Source organism: Haloferax sp. Q22 (assembly GCF_001482285.1).
Classification (GTDB): Archaea; Halobacteriota; Halobacteria; order Halobacteriales; family Haloferacaceae; genus Haloferax.
The window spans coordinates 26,194-41,841 of the sequence record NZ_LOEP01000016.1; the positions used below are offsets into that span (position 1 = coordinate 26,194).

Below are 15,648 nucleotides of genomic sequence, written 5' to 3' on the forward strand. Positions count from 1 at the left end.
ATCGCGCCCGCGAACGGCCGTCCATGACAGCACTCGTGACCTTCGGCGAGACGATGCTTCGGCTGTCGCCGCCGCGTGGCGAGCGACTCGAAACCGCCCGTGAACTCGAAGTGCAGGCGGGCGGCGCGGAGTCGAACGTCGCCGTCGCCGCCACCCGACTCGGAGGGGACGCAGCGTGGTTCTCGAAGCTCCCGGACTCGCCGCTCGGTCGGCGAATCGTCGGCGAACTCCGGAGCCACGGCGTCAACACCGACGGCGTCGTCTGGGCCGAAGACTCCCGACAGGGGCTCTACTACCTCGAACACGGGGCGTCGCCGCGCCCGACGAACGTCGTCTACGACCGCGCCGACGCGGCCGTGACGACGCTGGAGACGAGCGAAACCGACCTCGACGCCGTCCGAAACGCCGAGGTGTGCTACACGAGCGGCATCACGCCCGCGCTCTCCGAGACGCTCCGCGAGACCACGGCCGACGTGCTCGAAGCGGCGCAGAACGCCGGGACGACGACCGCCTTCGACCTGAACTACCGGACGAAGCTCTGGTCGCCCGACGAGGCGGCCGAAGTCTACCGCGACCTGCTCGGTTCCATCGACCTGCTGTTCGCCGCCGAGCGCGACGCGGCGACCGTCCTCGGGCGCGACGGCGACGCCGAGTCGGTCGCTCGCGGCCTCGCCGAGGACTACGACATCGAAACCGTCGTGGTCACTCGCGGCGAGGAGGGATCGCTCGCCGTCTCCGGCGGAACGGTGTCCGAACAGGGCGTCTACGAGGCGGAGACGTTCGACGCCATCGGGACCGGCGACGCCTTCGTCGGCGGCTACCTCGCCAAGCACCTCGCCGGCGGGAGCGTAGCCGAGTCGCTGCAGTGGGCGTCGGCGACGGCGTCGCTCAAGCGGACTATCGAAGGGGACATCGCCATCGTCAATCCCGAAGACGTCGAGCGCGTCGTCGCCGACGAGGGCGACGGCATCTCGCGGTAGGACCGCCGGGCGACCGGCAGGCGTATTTCCGTCCGTCCAGTAGCCGCCGATATGGAGGTCACGACGACCGGCCGGTTCCGGGTCTATCACAGTCCGCGCGACGGAGACGAACTCCTCTTGCTCGAACTCCCCGAGGAGCGCGTCGACTGGACCGACCCGGCCGTCGAGACCGACGTCGACGACGTCTACTCGCCGACCTACGTGCCACAGACCGGCTACAACGGCGACCTCGCAGAGCGCGTCTCGGCGCTCGAACCCGGCAACGAAATCGAGGCCACGCTGACGTGGGACGACGGCGACCCGCGCTTTGCTGACGTGTCGGTCCGCGACCGGACCCGCTTTCGGTTCGTCGGTGCCGCGACGGGGCTGTTCGAGGCCGCCCGCGAGACGTGGCGGGCGACCGGCGACGGCGAAGCTATCGGCTCGCGCGTCACCTACGGCACCGACGGCGACCCGAACGCCGTGCTCTACGTCTTCGCGAAACAGCCCGGCGCGCGCGACCTGTTCGACGAGTTCGGCGACGGCGTCGTCCCCGTGGACCCGCTTTTAGACCGCCTCGACGACGAGGCCGACGTCCCCGACGCGCCCCGCGAGGTGTTCGTCCTGCGCCCCCTCGACGAGGAGTTCGTCCTCGTCGCCATCGCGCTCGACCGAGACGGACTGTTCGCGCGGACGATGCGCGACACCTACTGCTGACGCGTCTCCGCGGGCCGTTCGCGCCGGTGGTGCGACGGCCCCGCCACGACTCAGTCGTCGCTGTCGCCGTCGCTCGGCGCGCGAGAACCGCATTCAGAACACCGATAGACGGCCCGCCAGCCGCCGCCGGTGACGTACCGCCGCCGAAACGAGTGTCTCGCGCCGCACTCGTCGCAAACCGCCGGCGGTCCGTTCGGGTCGGTCGGGTCGCGCATACGCCGAGTAGTGGTGGAATGGACTAAATGCCACCGTCGCCAGTCGTCGCGACGGGAGAGCGTCCGGTCAAGTACGAGCGACTCGGCAGAAAATCGGGGCGACGGAGCGCGTCAGTTCTCTTGGGTCCAGCGCTGGTAGACCGCGGAGCCGCCGAGGGCGGCGAAGACGAGCGAGGCGAGGCCGGGCGCGCCGACGCCGGAGATGACGGGGACGCCGACGACGACGGCTATCATGAGGACGATACCGAGCGCGGCGAGCGCGGCGTAGTACTCGCTCCACGAGAGTTCGCCCTCGGGGACGACCTCCATGTAGACCGTCACGTCGCCCGCCTCGGCCAGCGAGACGACCTTCGACTCATCGTCGTAGTTCACGATGTCCAGTTCGTCGAGTTTGGGGATGTGAGTCTGTTGCAGCGAAACGTAGGCGCTCTGGCGGATGTTCCGCGGCGGCGGCGACTCCCCGGTCTCCGCTTCCGCGATGCGCTCCGAGAGTTCGCGGAGGGTCAGGTCGCCGTCTTGGAGGAACTCGATGGCCATCCGACGGCGGTCATTACTCAGTACCTCGTGGATTCGCGTCTCGGAGAGTCCGGGTTCGGATGTTGTCGCCATACGAGGATTCGATCGATTTGTGACTGGTCGCTTCTCCTATATCAACAGTTCGCCTCCGGTATCGCCATCCGGAATAACGAGTATCGGCGGAAAACCAGCCCGTTATCTCCTTCTACCGACCGAATGGCCGTTCGATTTCGACAGTTCATCGGCCAGAAGATACATCAATGACATGTTCTGCGCCCGATGCGAATCGAAGGGTCGTGGAATGGAGACACGAGTTTCTAGCACGCATCTCCGTGGAGTACGCAGTCGTCGAGAGGTGACTGCTCGGAACAGAGGCCACACGGAACGGGCCCGACGAGAAGACTCAACAGGTCGCGGCGACGACGTGGGACGATGAGCGACCCCGTCCCCATCGTCGTCTACACGCGCATGGAGTGTCACCTCTGCGACGAGGCCGAGGCGACCGTCCGCGAGGTCGCAGACGAGGCGGACGTCCCGGTCGATATCGACCTCGTGAACGTCGACACCGACGAGGAACTCCGCGAGAAGTACGGAGAGCGGGTCCCCTACGTCTACGTCGACGGCCGGCCGGCGTTCAAGTTCCGCGTCGACGCCGACCGGCTCAGAGAGAAACTGACCGCGGCGCGGGAGTGACTGCCGTCACTCGGCGCCGTGGGGGTCGACCCACTCGACGCCGCGGAACTCGAAGCGCGCGCCGCCGTCGGTGCCGTCGGTGAGCGTGACCGACCAGCCGTGGGCCTCGGCGATGTTTTCGACGATAGCCAACCCGAACCCCGTCCCGCTTCGGTCGGTCGTGTACCCGTGTTCGAACACCCGCTCGCGGAGCGACTCGGGGATGCCGTCGCCGTCGTCTTCGACGTAGAAGCCCGCGTCGTCGGCGAGTCGGCCGACGGTCACGGTCGTGGCCGCGCCGCCGTTCTCGACGGCGTCACCGGACGTAGTCTGGTTGCCTGTGGAACCATGTTCCACAGCGTTCCGAAACAGGTTCTCGAACAGTTGGAGCAGCCTGCCCGTGTCGGCGCGGATCACACCGAGGTCGAGCGATTCGAGGCGGGCGTCCTCGGTGGCGACGAAGCTCCACGCGTGGGTGACCTTCGACCGGAGGTCGACCGCCTCGAACTCCGTGACCGGCGAGCCCTGTCGGGCGAGCGTGAGCAGGTCGCTGATGAGCGCGTTCATCCGTTCGAGCGCCGTCTCTATCTTTTCGAAGTGCTCCGGGTCGCCGGTGTCGGCCGCGATTTCGAGGTAGCCCTTGGCGACCGAAAGCGGGTTTCTGAGGTCGTGTGCCACCACGGAGACGAACTCGTCGAGGCGCTCGTTCGCCGCCGCGAGTTCGGCCTCGCGGTCGCGGAGCGTCTGTTCGCGCTTCGCCCGCTCGATGGCCGACGAGACGGTTGACGCGAGCAGTTGGAGGAGTTCGACGTCGACATCGGTGAACGACCCTCGACGGGTGTCGCCGGTGAGGAGGATGCCGTACTCGCCGAGCGGGACGTGGACCTCCGACTCGATGGGCGAGTCGGGGTGCTGCACCTCCGACCCGTCGACAGTTCGCTCGTACACCCGCACCTCGTTGGCGTCGAACGCCTCCCAGATGAGCGTCTCCTCGCCGTCTCGGTGAAGGGTGGGCGACTCGCCGAACACCTGCCGGGCGGCGTCGGACTGCGCGACCGGGACGAGCGCGTCGTCGTCGGGGTCGTAAAACCACACGCCCGAGATGGGCCAGCCGACCACGTCGCGGACGGCGTCGACGGCGACGGCCGCGACCGCCTCGCTCGTCTCGACGCGGAGGAGTTCGCGGGCGACCGACTGGAGGTCGCGAAGCGCCCGTTCGAGCCGCTCGCGCTCGGCGGCGTCTCTGCCCGGGAGACGCGTCCCCGCGTTCGGTCCGGCTCCGCAGTCACTCTGGTCCGCGACTCCCCCGGCGTCGGGACTCGCAGCGTCGGTATCGGGTCTGTCCGCCGCGGCTGCGGAATCGGAGGCGACCTCGCGGATGAAGACGCTCACCCCGCTGTCGTCGGGATAGATTCGCGCCGAGACGCGAACGTCGAAGGCGTCGATTCGGGTGTCGAGTCGGGTCGTGGCTCCCGACGCCATCGCGGCTTCGAACGCCCCGTGAATCTCGGAGCCGACCTCGGGAAAGAGCTCGCGGAAGTCCCGGTTGAGGGTCTCCGCGGCCGGAACGCCGGTGCGCTCGGCCATGGCGTCGTTCCAGTAGCTGACGGCCCAGTCATCGTCTAACGCGAAGATGCCGTCGGTGACGCGGCCGTAGACGGTCTCGAGGTGCGCGTCGGACTCGGTGAGTCGCTCTTGGACGCGGTGCTGCGACACCGCGTTGAACACGCGGCTCGCGAGGAGATGGAAGTCCTCGTCGCCGGCGGTCCGCCGGACGTAGTCGCTGACGCCGAGCGAAATCGCGCGGCTCGCCACCGCCTCGTCGCCGTGGGCGGTGTAGAGGATGAACGGCAGGTCGGACGAGCGGGCGCGAACGGCGGTGAGGAGGTCGAGGCCGTCGCCGTCCCGGAGGTGGTACTCCGAGACGACGCAGTCGACGCCGTCGTCCTCGACGACAGAGATACCGTCGATGACGGCGGTCTCGCCCCGGACGTCGAGCCGGTCGGACTCGCGTTCGAGCGCCGTCGCGACGAGGGCGACGAACTCCGGGTCCCGGCCGACGTAGAGGACGGAGATGGGGTCGTCACCGCCGTTCCCGGTGCTGTCGTCGGGGGTGGACATACTCGTTCGAGAGCCGTGAGTTCAATAGATGTTTCGTCAGCAACAGCGGCCGACGGCGGCGGGTCGAGCCGCGGGGGCGAACCGTACAGTTCGCGCTCCGGTCGCTCGGACGAGGCGGGCGTACGCCTATGACCTCGGCGCCCCTTTGGATACTCATGGAAGCTGACAGACGACTCCTCCGACAGGCGCGCGAGCGACTCGACGGGTGGACCTACACGGCCCGCGACCGAGCCTACCGCGAGCTGTTCGCCGGCGACGCCGCCGCCGTCACCACCGAGGAGCGACAGCTTCTCGACGAGGTGGACGCGGAGCTCGCGGGCGACGGCGGTGACGGGCTCTGGGGGACAGACGAGTACGCCGTCGTCATGGGGCACCCGAAGAATCACCCGATTTCGGTCGTCTGCACTCGCCACCCGGAGATCCCATCGTCGTGGTCGCGGGGCGGTGAGAGCCTGACCGAACCGGAGCGCGAGCAGTTCAACGACCTCCTGTGGGACTACTGCGAGCGCGTCCGCCGGTACGTCCAAGACGAGGTCAACGAGTTCGTCGGGGTCGCGGGCGTCCCCGAGGAGTAATTCGAAGCCGATGCGCGTCATCCATCCGGCGGACCACCGAACCTGTTATCGCTGCGGCGAGCGCGCCGACGTGGTCGTCGCCCGCGGCCACGACCTGCGGTACTGCTGCTGGGACTGTTCGTACTCGCTTCTCGAACACGGCGGCGTCATCGTCGCGGGCGAACTGGGGAAGTCCCGCCCCAGACCCCCGTGAGCCGGGGGATAAACCCTGAGATCCCGGCCATCGCCGCTCTGGAGCACCGTTCGCCCCGATTCCGACCGTGTGAGAACGAGTCCCGCATTCAAGCCCGCGGAGACCCTATCGGTCGACCATGAGCGATGGAGACACGCTGGACGCCGTCCGTGAGTTCGAACACGACGGAACCACGTACAAGATGGCGGACCTGACCGTCTTAGAAGAACAGGGCCTCTGCGAACTCGACCGACTGCCGGTGAGCATCCGAATCCTCCTGGAGTCGGTGCTGCGAAACGTCGACGGCGACATCGTCACCGAAGACGACGTGCGAAACGCCGCTTCGTGGGAGCCGGACGTGCCGAACGTCGAAGTCCCGTTCACGCCGTCTCGCGTGGTGCTACAGGACCTGACGGGCGTGCCCGCGGTCGTCGACCTCGCGGCGCTTCGCTCCGCGGCCGACCGCGCCGGGGAGGACCCGAGAATCGTCGAGCCGGAGGTGCCGTGTGACCTCGTCATCGACCACAGCGTGCAGGTCGATTTCTTCGGCTCGCCCGACGCCTACGAGAAGAACGTCGAGTTGGAGTACGAGCGCAACGCCGAGCGCTACAAGGCGCTCAAGTGGGCGCAGAACGCCTTCGACAACTTCAGCGTCGTCCCGCCGGGGACGGGCATCGTCCACCAGGTGAACCTCGAACACCTCGGGCGCGTCGTCCACGACCGCGAGTGGCGCGGCGACCGCTGGCTCCTCCCCGACACGCTCGTCGGCACCGACAGCCACACGCCGATGATCGGCGGCATCGGCGTCGTCGGCTGGGGCGTCGGCGGCATCGAGGCCGAGGCCGCGATGCTCGGCCAACCCATCACGATGAAACTCCCCGAGGTCGTCGGCGTCAGACTCGACGGCGAACTGCCGGAGGGCGCGACCGCGACCGACCTCGTGTTGCACGTCACCGAACAGCTCCGCGAGGTCGGCGTCGTCGATCGGTTCGTCGAGTTCTTCGGCCCCGGCGTGGGGAACCTCTCGGTCCCCGACCGGGCGACCATCTCCAACATGGCCCCCGAACAGGGGTCGACCATCAGCGTCTTCCCGGTCGACGAGGCGACGCTAGACTACCTCGAACTCACGGGCCGCGAGCCCGAACACATCGAACTCGTCCGCGAGTACCTCGAATCGCAGGGCCTCTTCGGCGAGCAACACCCTGAGTACACGGAGACAGTCGACGTCGACCTCTCCGCCGTCGAGCCGAGTCTCGCCGGGCCGAAGCGCCCGCAGGACCGCGTCGCCATGGGCGACATGAAGACGCACTTCCGGAACCTCCTCTACGGCGAGTTCGAAGACGCCGTCGACGACGTGGACGAGGAGGCCATCGTCCGCTGGCTCGGCGAGGGCGGGGGCGGAGTGGGCGACGACGGCGAACTCGCCGGCGACGGCGGGGCGCTGACGGAGACGCCCGAGGCGGCCCCCGAGGAACCCGACCTCGGCGAGTTGACCAAGCGCGTCGAAGTCGACCTCGGCGGCGAGACGGTCGAAATCGGCCACGGGAGCGTCGTCGTCAGCGCCATCACGTCCTGTACGAACACCTCGAACCCCTCGGTCATGGTCGCCGCGGGGCTCCTCGCGCGCAACGCGCTGGAGAAGGGGCTCGACGTGCCCGACTACGTCAAAACGAGCCTCGCGCCGGGCAGCCGCGTCGTCACGGAGTACCTGAAGAAGGCAGATCTGCTCCCGCACCTCGAAGCGCTCGGCTACGACGTGGTCGGCTACGGCTGTACGACCTGCATCGGCAATGCCGGGCCGCTGCCCGAACCCATCGAGAACGCCATCGACGAACACGGCCTGTGGACGACGAGCGTCCTCAGCGGCAACCGCAACTTCGAGGCGCGCATCCACCCGAAGATTCGCGCGAACTACCTCGCAAGCCCGCCGCTCGTCGTCGCCTACGGCCTCGCCGGACGGATGGACATCGACCTCGAAACCGACCCGCTCGGCACCGACGACGAGGGCAACGCCGTCTACCTCGCCGACATCTGGCCGGACGCCGACGAGATTCGAGAAACGATTCACGACAGCGTCGATCCGTCGATGTTCCGCGAGAAGTACGCCGAGGTGTTCGAGGGCGACGAGCGCTGGGAGGCGCTCGAAGCGCCGACCGGCGACGTGTACGACTGGGACGACGAGTCGACCTACATCCGCGAGCCGCCGTTCTTCACGGACTTCCCGCTGGAGAAACCCGGCGTCTCCGACATCGAGGACGCCCGCTGTCTCCTGACGCTCGGCGACACGGTGACGACCGACCACATCAGCCCCGCCGGTCCGTTCGGGTCGAAGCTGCCGGCCGGCCAGTGGCTCATGGACCACGGCGTCGATCCCGTTGACTTCAACACCTACGGCTCCCGCCGCGGCAACCACGAGGTGATGATGCGCGGGACGTTCGCCAACGTCCGCATCGAGAACCAGATGCTCGACGACGTGGAGGGCGGCTACACGATTCACCACCCGACGGGCGAGGAGACGACCGTCTTCGAGGCCAGCCAGCGCTACCGCGAGGAGGAGACCCCGCTCGTCGTCCTCTCGGGCGTCGAGTTCGGGACCGGTTCGAGCCGCGACTGGGCGGCCAAGGGCACGGACCTCCTCGGCGTCCGCGCGACCATCGCCGAGAGCTACGAGCGCATCTACCGCGACAACCTCGTCGGCATGGGCGTCCTCCCGCTCCAGTTCGAAGACGGCGACTCGTGGGAGTCGCTCGGCCTCGACGGCTCCGAGCAGTTCGACATCCGCGGCCTCGACGACGGCCTCGAAGTCAACGACGAACTGACCGTGGTCGCCACGACGGACGACGGGACCGAAATCGAGTTCGACGTGACCGCGCAGGTCGGCACGCCCGCCGCGGTGACGTACGTCGAAAACGGCGGTATCCTCCACTACGTGCTCCGTCGGCTCCTGACCGAGAACTGAGTCAGGACGCTGCGTCGGAGAACTGAGTTAGGGGACTGAGTCGGACCGGCGGCCGGCCGCCTCCGACCCACGCGTCGGACTCACCGAGAATCACGAACCGCCGAAGACGCGTAGATTCATCAGCCACGGAGTGCTATGTGATGGCATGGCAACCGTGGCACCCGCGGTCCGCCCGACGTGGACGGACCTCATGCGTCGCGGAGCGGCGACCGCGGCGGTCGCAACCGTCGCGAACGCGCTCCTCTTGACGCTCGTCCTCGAAACGGGGCTCGTCGAACCGTTCGCACCGCTTTCGTACCCGCCGGTCGTGTTCCTCTCGGCCACCGGTGCGGTCGCGGCGACGCTCGTCTACGGGCTGCTTGCGGGCCGCGTCGCGGACGCGGACCGGACGTTCTTCAGGGTCGCCGTCGCGGTGCTCGTGGCGTCTTTCGCACCCGACCTCGGACTCCTGTACGTCGACCCCGGGGCGACGGTTCCGGGCATCCTCGTACTGATGCTGATGCACGTCGTGGTCGCGGCGGTCTGTGTGGCGTCGCTCACCGAACTCGGCTGGGGCGTCCCGGAGGGGAAACGCCCGGACGCGACCGACGAGTGACCGACTGACGTTCGACGCATGGACACTCCCGTGTCACTCGCATTTAGGATGGCCTAAAAACCGAAGACACTATGTTGTTTTAGGTTGGCCTAAATAGTATGACCAGAGCGGATTCCGAGGCAACCGCGGCGACGGCACCCTCGCAGGGAGACTGAGATGAACACTGAGCGCACCGCGGGCGTCAGGGACGCGCTGGACCGCGTCGAACGCGAGCGCGAACAGGTGCTGGCGAAGCGGCGGGCAGTCGAGCGGTTCGAACGGCGCGTTCGAAAGCTCGCCGCGCAGTCGGACCGCCCGCCGGCAGGGACGGCCCGAGCGACCGCGTGCGGGACCGCGCCAGTGCCGACGGCGACGCGACGAGACGCCGGCGCTGGGCCGGGGCGACAGCGGGTCCGTGAGCTGTTCGCGGAGACGATACGGCCTCACAGCGTCTCCGACGTTAACGGGTCCGAGCCGCTCGCGGTGACGGTTCGCGAGGAGTTCGGCCCGGAGGTCGCGACGGTGCTCTCCCCGGACGCCGGGAGCCGCTTTACACCGGCGGTCAAGGAGGCGGTCGTGTCGGCGGCGACGGACCGGCAACGGGGCCTCGACGGGATGTGCCGGGCGCTCGACGCCGAGGAACGGTCACTCCGAGCGGCGCTCGCCGTGCTGGACGAGTGCGAGAACTGGCTGGGGCGGGCGGACGCGACGCCGCTTTCGGAACTGGGATTCGACGCTCTCCGGCGGCGTCACGAGACGCTCGCTGACCACCGGGAAGCGTGTGACCGACTCGTTCACGAGCGACAGCGGCATCTCGACGGGGCGACCCGCCACACCGCGTCGGTCGAAATCGACCACCGGTTTCTCGCTGAGTATCTCTACGAGGACCGCGCGACCGACTATCCGGTCTTGACGGCCGCGGCCCGCCTGGTGGGCGTCTGCGTGGATTGTCAGCGGACCGTTCGCGACCACCTCGTCCGCCGCGTATGATCGGCGCGCCGCAGTACCTCCTCACGCTGTACATCGCCGAGCGGGAGGACGGCGAGGAGACGCCGATTTCGCCGGGCTACGTCGCCGACGCGCTCGACCGCTCACCGCCCGCTGCGACGGAGCGCCTCCAGAACCTCGACGCGAAGGGGCTCGTTCGCTACGAGCCCTACGAGGGCGCGACACTCACTGACGAGGGCCGCGACGCCGCCGAAGAACTCTACGACACCTACCGCATTCTCTCGCGGTTCTGTCGGGACGTACTCGGCGTCGACGACCACGAGGACGAGGCGATGCAACTGGTCGGAAACGTCAGCCCGACGGTTGCCGAACGGCTCGCGGCGACGCTGCTCCGCGGGGGCGACAACCGCGGCGAAGCGACCGAGGCGGCCGAATCGGCGTCGCAACCCTCTCCCGACAGCCCCGCGAGTTGAACGCGTCGCGGTAAACTCGGCCCGATGTTGGTGATTGTCAACAAATGCCACGCAAATACCGCCGCGGAACCGCACCCTTTTTGTTTTAGGTTTCCCTAAACCCTCGTAATGGCCGCTGGTACGCAGTCGAACGCTGAATCCGCGTCGGAACCGGACCGACCCGACTCCCCCGAGATATCCGTCTGCAAGGGCGGTCCGGGGAAATCGGTGTTCATGGAGTCGGGCAACAGCGACGGCTGGATTTCGAGCGACGTGACCGTCGACGTGACGCAGTAACTCCGTTCGACCCGGTTGCGCGGAGTGTGGACCTGACGAGCGCAGTCGCTGAACGGCGCTGGCAGCTCGGCAAAAGGCGTCGAACGTCGGAACGGGGGCGTCGTCCTCCGACGCGTCGGCGGCGGTGCTTACTGGACGAGCGTGTCGTCTTCGAGGTAGTGGTCGATGACGTGGGCGTGTTCTTCGATTTCGATGAGTTGCTCGCGGAGCATGTGCGCCGTCGCGTGGTCGCCGAGACCCGCGGCGAGTTCGATGTGTTCGCGGTAGCTCTCGATGATGTCGCCGTACATCTCGAGGTCGTTCGAGAGCGACGTGCGGATGTCGTAGACGTCCTCGTCCTCGGGCTCGACGGTTGCCGCCTCGCTCAGCGCCGGCATGCTGGCGTGGGGAACGCCGCCGATGGACTGGAGGCGTTCTGCGATTTCGTCCGCTGCCTCCTCGACTTCCTCGTAGGCCTCTTGGAGGAACTCGTGGATGCGGAGGTGCTCGGCGCCCTCGACGTTCCAGTGGTGCTTGTGGAGCTGGTGGTAGAGGACGTACGCGTCTGCGAGGTCGGTGTTCAGCGCTTCGATTATCTGTTCGGCCTTCTCGGTGTCGAGCCGAACGGGGTTGTCGCCGACGCTACCTGCTTCCTTGAGGACGGACTTCTGCGTGCTCATTACAATCAGTAGTTGGGGCTGAGGCCACTTAATACTTATCCGAGAACAAACAATTTTTCGTGTGGCCTAAAACATCGTTTGCTGAACTTGGCTGATTACTTCTAAAACGACGAATGGAGTGTGTGAGAAGGACACACGGCGCGGGGCGACGAATCTACTCGTCGGCGGGAGATAGTCATGATATACCATATCAGTTATGTATTTTTTGAGTGGTTGGCGCGACGTTTCGTGAGTGTCGATTTACGCGGCTCACTACTGGTTCGTTACTCCGGTCGAAGACGGGCGGCGCTGGAGCGCGGCCAGAACGGGGTTCGCAGGTAGTCGCCCGTCCGCTGCCGTCGGCTCTACAGACTGGGCGGCGGCGGCGGGGCCCGTCAAGAGAGTTGTTCGACTCACGTCTACCGAGTGGAACACTCGTGTTTCGAACAGTCGGGACAGGGGCGGTATCGTACAGAATCGGACGATGCGCTGTGGGCTCGATTCCGTGTGGAGAACGTATGGGCCCTATGGGGTTCGAACCCATGACCACCCGGTTATGAGCCGAGCGCTCTGACCAGACTGAGCTAAGGGCCCTCGGTCGATTCTTTCCCGTCGTCCCTCTTATGTCTTATCAGAAGCCGCCGCCGGCGAATCGGAGACGAACCGCTCACCGGCGTGAGAAACGGAGAAGCGCCACCGCCAGGACTCGAACCTGGGACAACCTCGTTAACAGCGAGGTGCTCTACCAACTGAGCTACGGCGGCTTTCGTCTGCACTCTCTCGTATTCGATGTTTCTTGATAGGGCTTTCGTTTTTACCCGACGGCTGGCGGATGCCACCGCCTGACGCGGTCGGGGGAGCACCGTCACGCTTTCGCCCGCCCGCGGGAAACCAGCGGGCATGACGAACTCGGACCTCGACGCGGTCGTCGCCGCGGTCCGCGAGCGCATCGACCCCGACGAGGCGGAGCGTCGGGCGCTCGCGGCGGCCGCGTCAGCCCTCGAATCCCGCGTCCGCGACGCTCTCGCGGACCTGCCGGTGGAGGCCGACGCGCTCCAAGTCGGCAGCACCGCCCGCGGCACGTGGCTCTCGGGCGACCGCGACATCGACCTGTTTGTGCGCTTTCCTGCCGACCTCGACCGCGAGGAGCTCGAAACGTACGGCCTCGAAGTCGGCCACGCGGTCCTTCCCGACGGCCACGAAGAGTACGCCGAACACCCCTACGTGAAAGGCGACTACGACGGCTTCGACGTGGACCTCGTCCCCTGTTACGACGTTCCCACCGCCTCGGACATCCGCTCTGCGGTCGACCGGACGCCCTTTCACAACGCCTACCTGACCGAGCGCCTCGACGACGACCTCGCGGCCGACGTGCGCGTGTTCAAGCGATTTCTGAAGGGTATCGGCGCGTACGGGAGCGACCTCCGAACTGAGGGCTTCTCGGGCTATCTCGCCGAACTCCTCGTGGTCGAACACGGCGGCTTCGAATCGTTGCTCCGGGCGGCCGCCGACTGGAGTCCGCAGGTCGAGTTCGACCCGGAGAACCACGGGACACCGAGCTTTTCCGACCCGCTCGTCGTCATCGACCCAACCGACCCCAAACGGAACGTCGCCGCGGTCTGCTCGGCTGAGAACGTCGCCCGCCTCCAGCACTACGCCCGCGACCTGCTCGCGGACCCGCGCGAATCGCTCTTTTTCCGGCCGGATCCGCCGGCGCTCGACGCCGACGGCGTTCGGAATCACCTCGACCGCCGCGGGACCACGGCCGTCGCCGTCGTCTTCGACTGCCCGGACCTCGTGGACGACCAGCTCTACCCGCAACTGAGAAAGTCACTGACTGGCGTCGCCGACGGCCTCGATAGACGTGGCTTCGACGTGTTCCGGCGCGCGACGTTCGCCGACACCGATACCGACGGCGAGGGGCAGGGCGAGGCGGTCCTCTTCGCCGAACTCTCTGTCGCCGAGCGCCCGGTGGTCGAGCGCCACGAGGGGCCGCCGGTCCACGTCCGCCGCCACGCCGAGGGGTTTTACGGCGCGTACGAGGACGGCGACGACCACTACGGACCGTTCCTCGACGGCGACCGCTACGTGGTCGAGCGCGAGCGGGAGTTCACCTCGGCGACCGGCTTCCTCGAAAGCGACGCGCTGTTCGACGTGGCGCTCGGAAAACACGTGGAATCGACGCTCAGAGAGGAGGGCTACGACGTGCTCGTCGGCGACGACGTGGCCGCGCTCGCGGAGGCGTTCGGCGACGAATTGGGCCGTTACTTCGCGCCGAGACCGTGAGCGGCGCGCACGTCGTCGACTAGCTCGACGTTCTTCTCGTCGGGGTCTTCGTCGGGCTCCATCGCGATGCGGCCGTCGAACGTCTCGTGGACGGTGGCGACACCCTCCGAGAGCGTGTCGAGCCCGTAGCCGCCTTCGAGGACGAACGCGATGGCAGCGTCGGTCGCCTCACAGAGGTCCTGAACGCACTCGGTGAGCATCGCGTAGCCCTCGGTCGAGACGCGCATCCGCGAGATGGGGTCGTGGCGGTGAGCGTCGAAACCGGCGCTCACGATGAACAGGTCGGGGTCGAACCGCTCGACTGCGGGCGCGATGGTCTCGTCGAACGAGTAGACGTAGTCGGCGTCGCCCGCGCCGGCGTGGAGCGGGACGTTGAGGGTCGTCCCCTCGCCGTCGCCCTCGCCGGTCTCTTCGACCTCGCCCGTGCCGGGGTAGAGGCCGTCCTCGTGGATGGACGTGTAGAACACGTCACCGCGGTCGTAGAAGATGTCCTGCGTGCCGTTGCCGTGGTGGACGTCCCAGTCGAAGATTGCGACGCGCTCGGCGAGGCCGTCGTCGATGACCGCCTGCGCGGCCACGGCGGCGTTGTTGAAGAAGCAAAAACCCATGGCGTCGTCCTCGACGGCGTGGTGACCCGGCGGCCGGCCGAGCGAGAACGGCGTGTCGCGGCCGTCGTCGCCGTCGAGTGCGGCCCGGGCGGCCCACTCCGCGAGGCCGGCGGAGGTGAGCGCGGCGTCCCACGACGCCTCGACGGCGACCGTGTCGGGATCCCAGTTGCCGCCGCCGTCGCGACAGAAGTCGTGGAACTCGTCGACGTAGCCGTCGTCGTGGACGGCCGCGACGGTCGATTTCTCGGCTGGGGGCGCGTCGACGTACTCGACGCCGTGACGCTTCGCCAGCCCGCGTCGTATCGCGCGGAGTCGGTCGGCCGTCTCGGGGTGTCGCGGCCCGGTGTCGTGGTCGAGACACGTTTCGCTGTAGCCGAATTGCATTATTCGAAGAGGGAGAAGTAGGTCTCGATGTCCTCGGATTGGACCGTCCGCCGGTCGGCGTGGTGGGCGAGTTTGACGGCGGCGCCCGCCACGTTGACGGCGTAGTCCTCGAGGATATCGGCCAGGGCGATTCGAGCGTCCATCGCGACGCGGTAGCGGTCGTCGATTCGGAGGCGGGCGATGCGGTCGATGGGGGCGATCGGGAGGAGGAGTTCGTCGCGGTCGACGACCTGCTGGACGCCGAAGTCCTCGGCCATCAACGTCTTGCGACCGTCCGCCGTCGCCCGATCGGCGGCGTCTATCGCGAGTTCGGCGCCGTGGTCCTGAATCCGGCGGGCGAGCGCCTCGGCGGCGCCGGCGCTCACTCGCAACTCACCTGCGTTCTGCCGGATAATCGCGTCTACCGGGGCGAACGGTAGCTCGACACTCATACCCACATATCGGGTCCGTGCGGCGTATAATCCTTTCCGTCGCGGCCCCTTCTGTATTTTATCGCACGCAGCGCTCCCGATCGGTTGGATTTCGCTCTGAGAGCCCGGAAAAACCGGACGAACG

At 67.5% G+C, this 15,648-nt stretch carries 17 protein-coding genes and 2 tRNA genes; 11 read left to right on the forward strand and 8 right to left on the reverse strand.

The window, feature by feature from the left end:
• Positions 1-23 precede the first annotated feature (23 nt).
• Both kdgK1 and AM590_RS05445 read left to right on the forward strand, forming a co-directional pair.
• Positions 24-980 (forward strand): bifunctional 2-dehydro-3-deoxygluconokinase/2-dehydro-3-deoxygalactonokinase, encoded by a 957-nt coding sequence (kdgK1, locus tag AM590_RS05440; protein WP_058826596.1) that lies wholly within the window; start codon positions 24-26, stop codon positions 978-980.
• Positions 981-1,031: 51 nt separating this feature from the next.
• Positions 1,032-1,676, forward strand: a complete 645-nt coding sequence (locus tag AM590_RS05445; protein WP_058826597.1) for a DUF6663 family protein — start codon at positions 1,032-1,034, stop codon at positions 1,674-1,676.
• A 50-nt stretch (positions 1,677-1,726) separates the two neighbouring features.
• Here AM590_RS05445 and AM590_RS20750 read toward each other — a convergent pair whose 3' ends face one another.
• Both AM590_RS20750 and AM590_RS05450 read right to left on the reverse strand, forming a co-directional pair.
• Complete coding sequence (locus tag AM590_RS20750) at positions 1,727-1,891, reverse strand: hypothetical protein (RefSeq protein WP_172795763.1); 165 nt, start codon at positions 1,889-1,891, stop codon at positions 1,727-1,729.
• Positions 1,892-2,002: 111 nt separating this feature from the next.
• A complete protein-coding gene (locus AM590_RS05450; protein WP_058826598.1) occupies positions 2,003-2,500 on the reverse strand; it encodes a hypothetical protein in 498 nt (165 codons plus the stop codon).
• 339 nt (positions 2,501-2,839) lie between these two features.
• Here AM590_RS05450 and AM590_RS05455 point away from each other — a divergent pair, with 339 nt between their 5' ends.
• Complete coding sequence (locus AM590_RS05455; RefSeq protein ID WP_058826599.1) at positions 2,840-3,100, forward strand: glutaredoxin family protein; 261 nt, start codon at positions 2,840-2,842, stop codon at positions 3,098-3,100.
• A gap of 6 nt (positions 3,101-3,106) precedes the next feature.
• Here the strand turns inward: AM590_RS05455 and AM590_RS05460 are convergent, their stop codons facing one another.
• Positions 3,107-5,200, reverse strand: a complete 2,094-nt coding sequence (locus tag AM590_RS05460; RefSeq protein WP_058826600.1) for an ATP-binding protein — start codon at positions 5,198-5,200, stop codon at positions 3,107-3,109.
• 155 nt (positions 5,201-5,355) lie between these two features.
• Between AM590_RS05460 and AM590_RS05465 the strand changes: the two genes are divergently transcribed.
• The 7 genes from AM590_RS05465 (at position 5,356) to AM590_RS20755 (ending at position 11,177) form a co-directional block, all read left to right on the forward strand.
• A complete protein-coding gene (locus tag AM590_RS05465; RefSeq protein WP_058826601.1) occupies positions 5,356-5,775 on the forward strand; it encodes a hypothetical protein in 420 nt (139 codons plus the stop codon).
• A gap of 10 nt (positions 5,776-5,785) precedes the next feature.
• Positions 5,786-5,968, forward strand: coding sequence for a hypothetical protein (locus tag AM590_RS05470; protein WP_058826602.1), 183 nt, complete (start codon positions 5,786-5,788; stop codon positions 5,966-5,968).
• 118 nt (positions 5,969-6,086) lie between these two features.
• Positions 6,087-8,906 (forward strand): aconitate hydratase, encoded by a 2,820-nt coding sequence (locus tag AM590_RS05475; RefSeq protein WP_058826603.1) that lies wholly within the window; start codon positions 6,087-6,089, stop codon positions 8,904-8,906.
• 145 nt (positions 8,907-9,051) lie between these two features.
• Positions 9,052-9,501: a DUF6069 family protein gene (locus AM590_RS05480; RefSeq protein ID WP_058826604.1), complete on the forward strand. Its 450-nt coding sequence runs from the start codon at positions 9,052-9,054 to the stop codon at positions 9,499-9,501.
• 156 nt (positions 9,502-9,657) lie between these two features.
• Positions 9,658-10,470 carry a hypothetical protein gene (locus AM590_RS05485; RefSeq protein ID WP_058826605.1) on the forward strand — a complete coding sequence of 271 codons (813 nt, stop codon included), beginning with the start codon at positions 9,658-9,660 and terminating at the stop codon, positions 10,468-10,470.
• The gene (locus tag AM590_RS05490; RefSeq protein WP_042665851.1) at positions 10,467-10,901 is read left to right on the forward strand and encodes a metal-dependent transcriptional regulator; all 435 of its coding nucleotides are present in this window, start codon (positions 10,467-10,469) and stop codon (positions 10,899-10,901) included. The genes AM590_RS05485 and AM590_RS05490 overlap by 4 nt, the downstream gene beginning before the upstream one ends.
• A 108-nt stretch (positions 10,902-11,009) precedes the next feature.
• Positions 11,010-11,177 (forward strand): hypothetical protein, encoded by a 168-nt coding sequence (locus AM590_RS20755; protein WP_172795764.1) that lies wholly within the window; start codon positions 11,010-11,012, stop codon positions 11,175-11,177.
• A 128-nt stretch (positions 11,178-11,305) separates the two neighbouring features.
• On the opposite strand, the gene dpsA is transcribed toward AM590_RS20755, so the two are convergent.
• The 3 genes from dpsA to AM590_RS05505 all read right to left on the reverse strand — a co-directional run bounded on the left by dpsA (position 11,306) and on the right by AM590_RS05505 (position 12,579).
• Complete coding sequence (gene dpsA / locus AM590_RS05495; protein ID WP_004065235.1) at positions 11,306-11,836, reverse strand: DNA starvation/stationary phase protection protein DpsA; 531 nt, start codon at positions 11,834-11,836, stop codon at positions 11,306-11,308.
• Positions 11,837-12,334: 498 nt separating this feature from the next.
• Positions 12,335-12,409: transfer RNA gene (locus AM590_RS05500), tRNA-Ile, on the reverse strand.
• Between the two features lie 97 nt (positions 12,410-12,506).
• Positions 12,507-12,579, reverse strand: a tRNA-Asn gene (locus AM590_RS05505).
• 136 nt (positions 12,580-12,715) lie between these two features.
• Here AM590_RS05505 and cca point away from each other — a divergent pair.
• Positions 12,716-14,101: a CCA tRNA nucleotidyltransferase gene (gene cca, locus AM590_RS05510; protein WP_058826606.1), complete on the forward strand. Its 1,386-nt coding sequence runs from the start codon at positions 12,716-12,718 to the stop codon at positions 14,099-14,101.
• On the opposite strand, the gene AM590_RS05515 is transcribed toward cca, so the two are convergent.
• Both AM590_RS05515 and AM590_RS05520 read right to left on the reverse strand, forming a co-directional pair.
• A complete protein-coding gene (locus tag AM590_RS05515; RefSeq protein ID WP_058826607.1) occupies positions 14,080-15,093 on the reverse strand; it encodes a histone deacetylase in 1,014 nt (337 codons plus the stop codon). The genes cca and AM590_RS05515 overlap by 22 nt on opposite strands.
• Positions 15,093-15,524, reverse strand: coding sequence for a histone (locus tag AM590_RS05520; protein ID WP_058826608.1), 432 nt, complete (start codon positions 15,522-15,524; stop codon positions 15,093-15,095). Before AM590_RS05520 ends, AM590_RS05515 begins: the two co-directional genes overlap by 1 nt.
• Positions 15,525-15,648 lie beyond the last annotated feature (124 nt).

Bases quoted from the DNA above. Each gene is read 5' to 3' on its own strand.
- kdgK1 (WP_058826596.1), top strand. From the start codon at position 24: ATGACAGCACTCGTGACCTTCGGCGAGACGATGCTTCGGCTGTCGCCG.
- AM590_RS05445 (WP_058826597.1), top strand. From the start codon at position 1,032: ATGGAGGTCACGACGACCGGCCGGTTCCGGGTCTATCACAGTCCGCGC.
- AM590_RS20750 (WP_172795763.1), bottom strand. From the start codon at position 1,891: ATGCGCGACCCGACCGACCCGAACGGACCGCCGGCGGTTTGCGACGAG.
- AM590_RS05450 (WP_058826598.1), bottom strand. From the start codon at position 2,500: ATGGCGACAACATCCGAACCCGGACTCTCCGAGACGCGAATCCACGAG.
- AM590_RS05455 (WP_058826599.1), top strand. From the start codon at position 2,840: ATGAGCGACCCCGTCCCCATCGTCGTCTACACGCGCATGGAGTGTCAC.
- AM590_RS05460 (WP_058826600.1), bottom strand. From the start codon at position 5,200: ATGTCCACCCCCGACGACAGCACCGGGAACGGCGGTGACGACCCCATC.
- AM590_RS05465 (WP_058826601.1), top strand. From the start codon at position 5,356: ATGGAAGCTGACAGACGACTCCTCCGACAGGCGCGCGAGCGACTCGAC.
- AM590_RS05470 (WP_058826602.1), top strand. From the start codon at position 5,786: ATGCGCGTCATCCATCCGGCGGACCACCGAACCTGTTATCGCTGCGGC.
- AM590_RS05475 (WP_058826603.1), top strand. From the start codon at position 6,087: ATGAGCGATGGAGACACGCTGGACGCCGTCCGTGAGTTCGAACACGAC.
- AM590_RS05480 (WP_058826604.1), top strand. From the start codon at position 9,052: ATGGCAACCGTGGCACCCGCGGTCCGCCCGACGTGGACGGACCTCATG.
- AM590_RS05485 (WP_058826605.1), top strand. From the start codon at position 9,658: ATGAACACTGAGCGCACCGCGGGCGTCAGGGACGCGCTGGACCGCGTC.
- AM590_RS05490 (WP_042665851.1), top strand. From the start codon at position 10,467: ATGATCGGCGCGCCGCAGTACCTCCTCACGCTGTACATCGCCGAGCGG.
- AM590_RS20755 (WP_172795764.1), top strand. From the start codon at position 11,010: ATGGCCGCTGGTACGCAGTCGAACGCTGAATCCGCGTCGGAACCGGAC.
- dpsA (WP_004065235.1), bottom strand. From the start codon at position 11,836: ATGAGCACGCAGAAGTCCGTCCTCAAGGAAGCAGGTAGCGTCGGCGAC.
- cca (WP_058826606.1), top strand. From the start codon at position 12,716: ATGACGAACTCGGACCTCGACGCGGTCGTCGCCGCGGTCCGCGAGCGC.
- AM590_RS05515 (WP_058826607.1), bottom strand. From the start codon at position 15,093: ATGCAATTCGGCTACAGCGAAACGTGTCTCGACCACGACACCGGGCCG.
- AM590_RS05520 (WP_058826608.1), bottom strand. From the start codon at position 15,524: ATGAGTGTCGAGCTACCGTTCGCCCCGGTAGACGCGATTATCCGGCAG.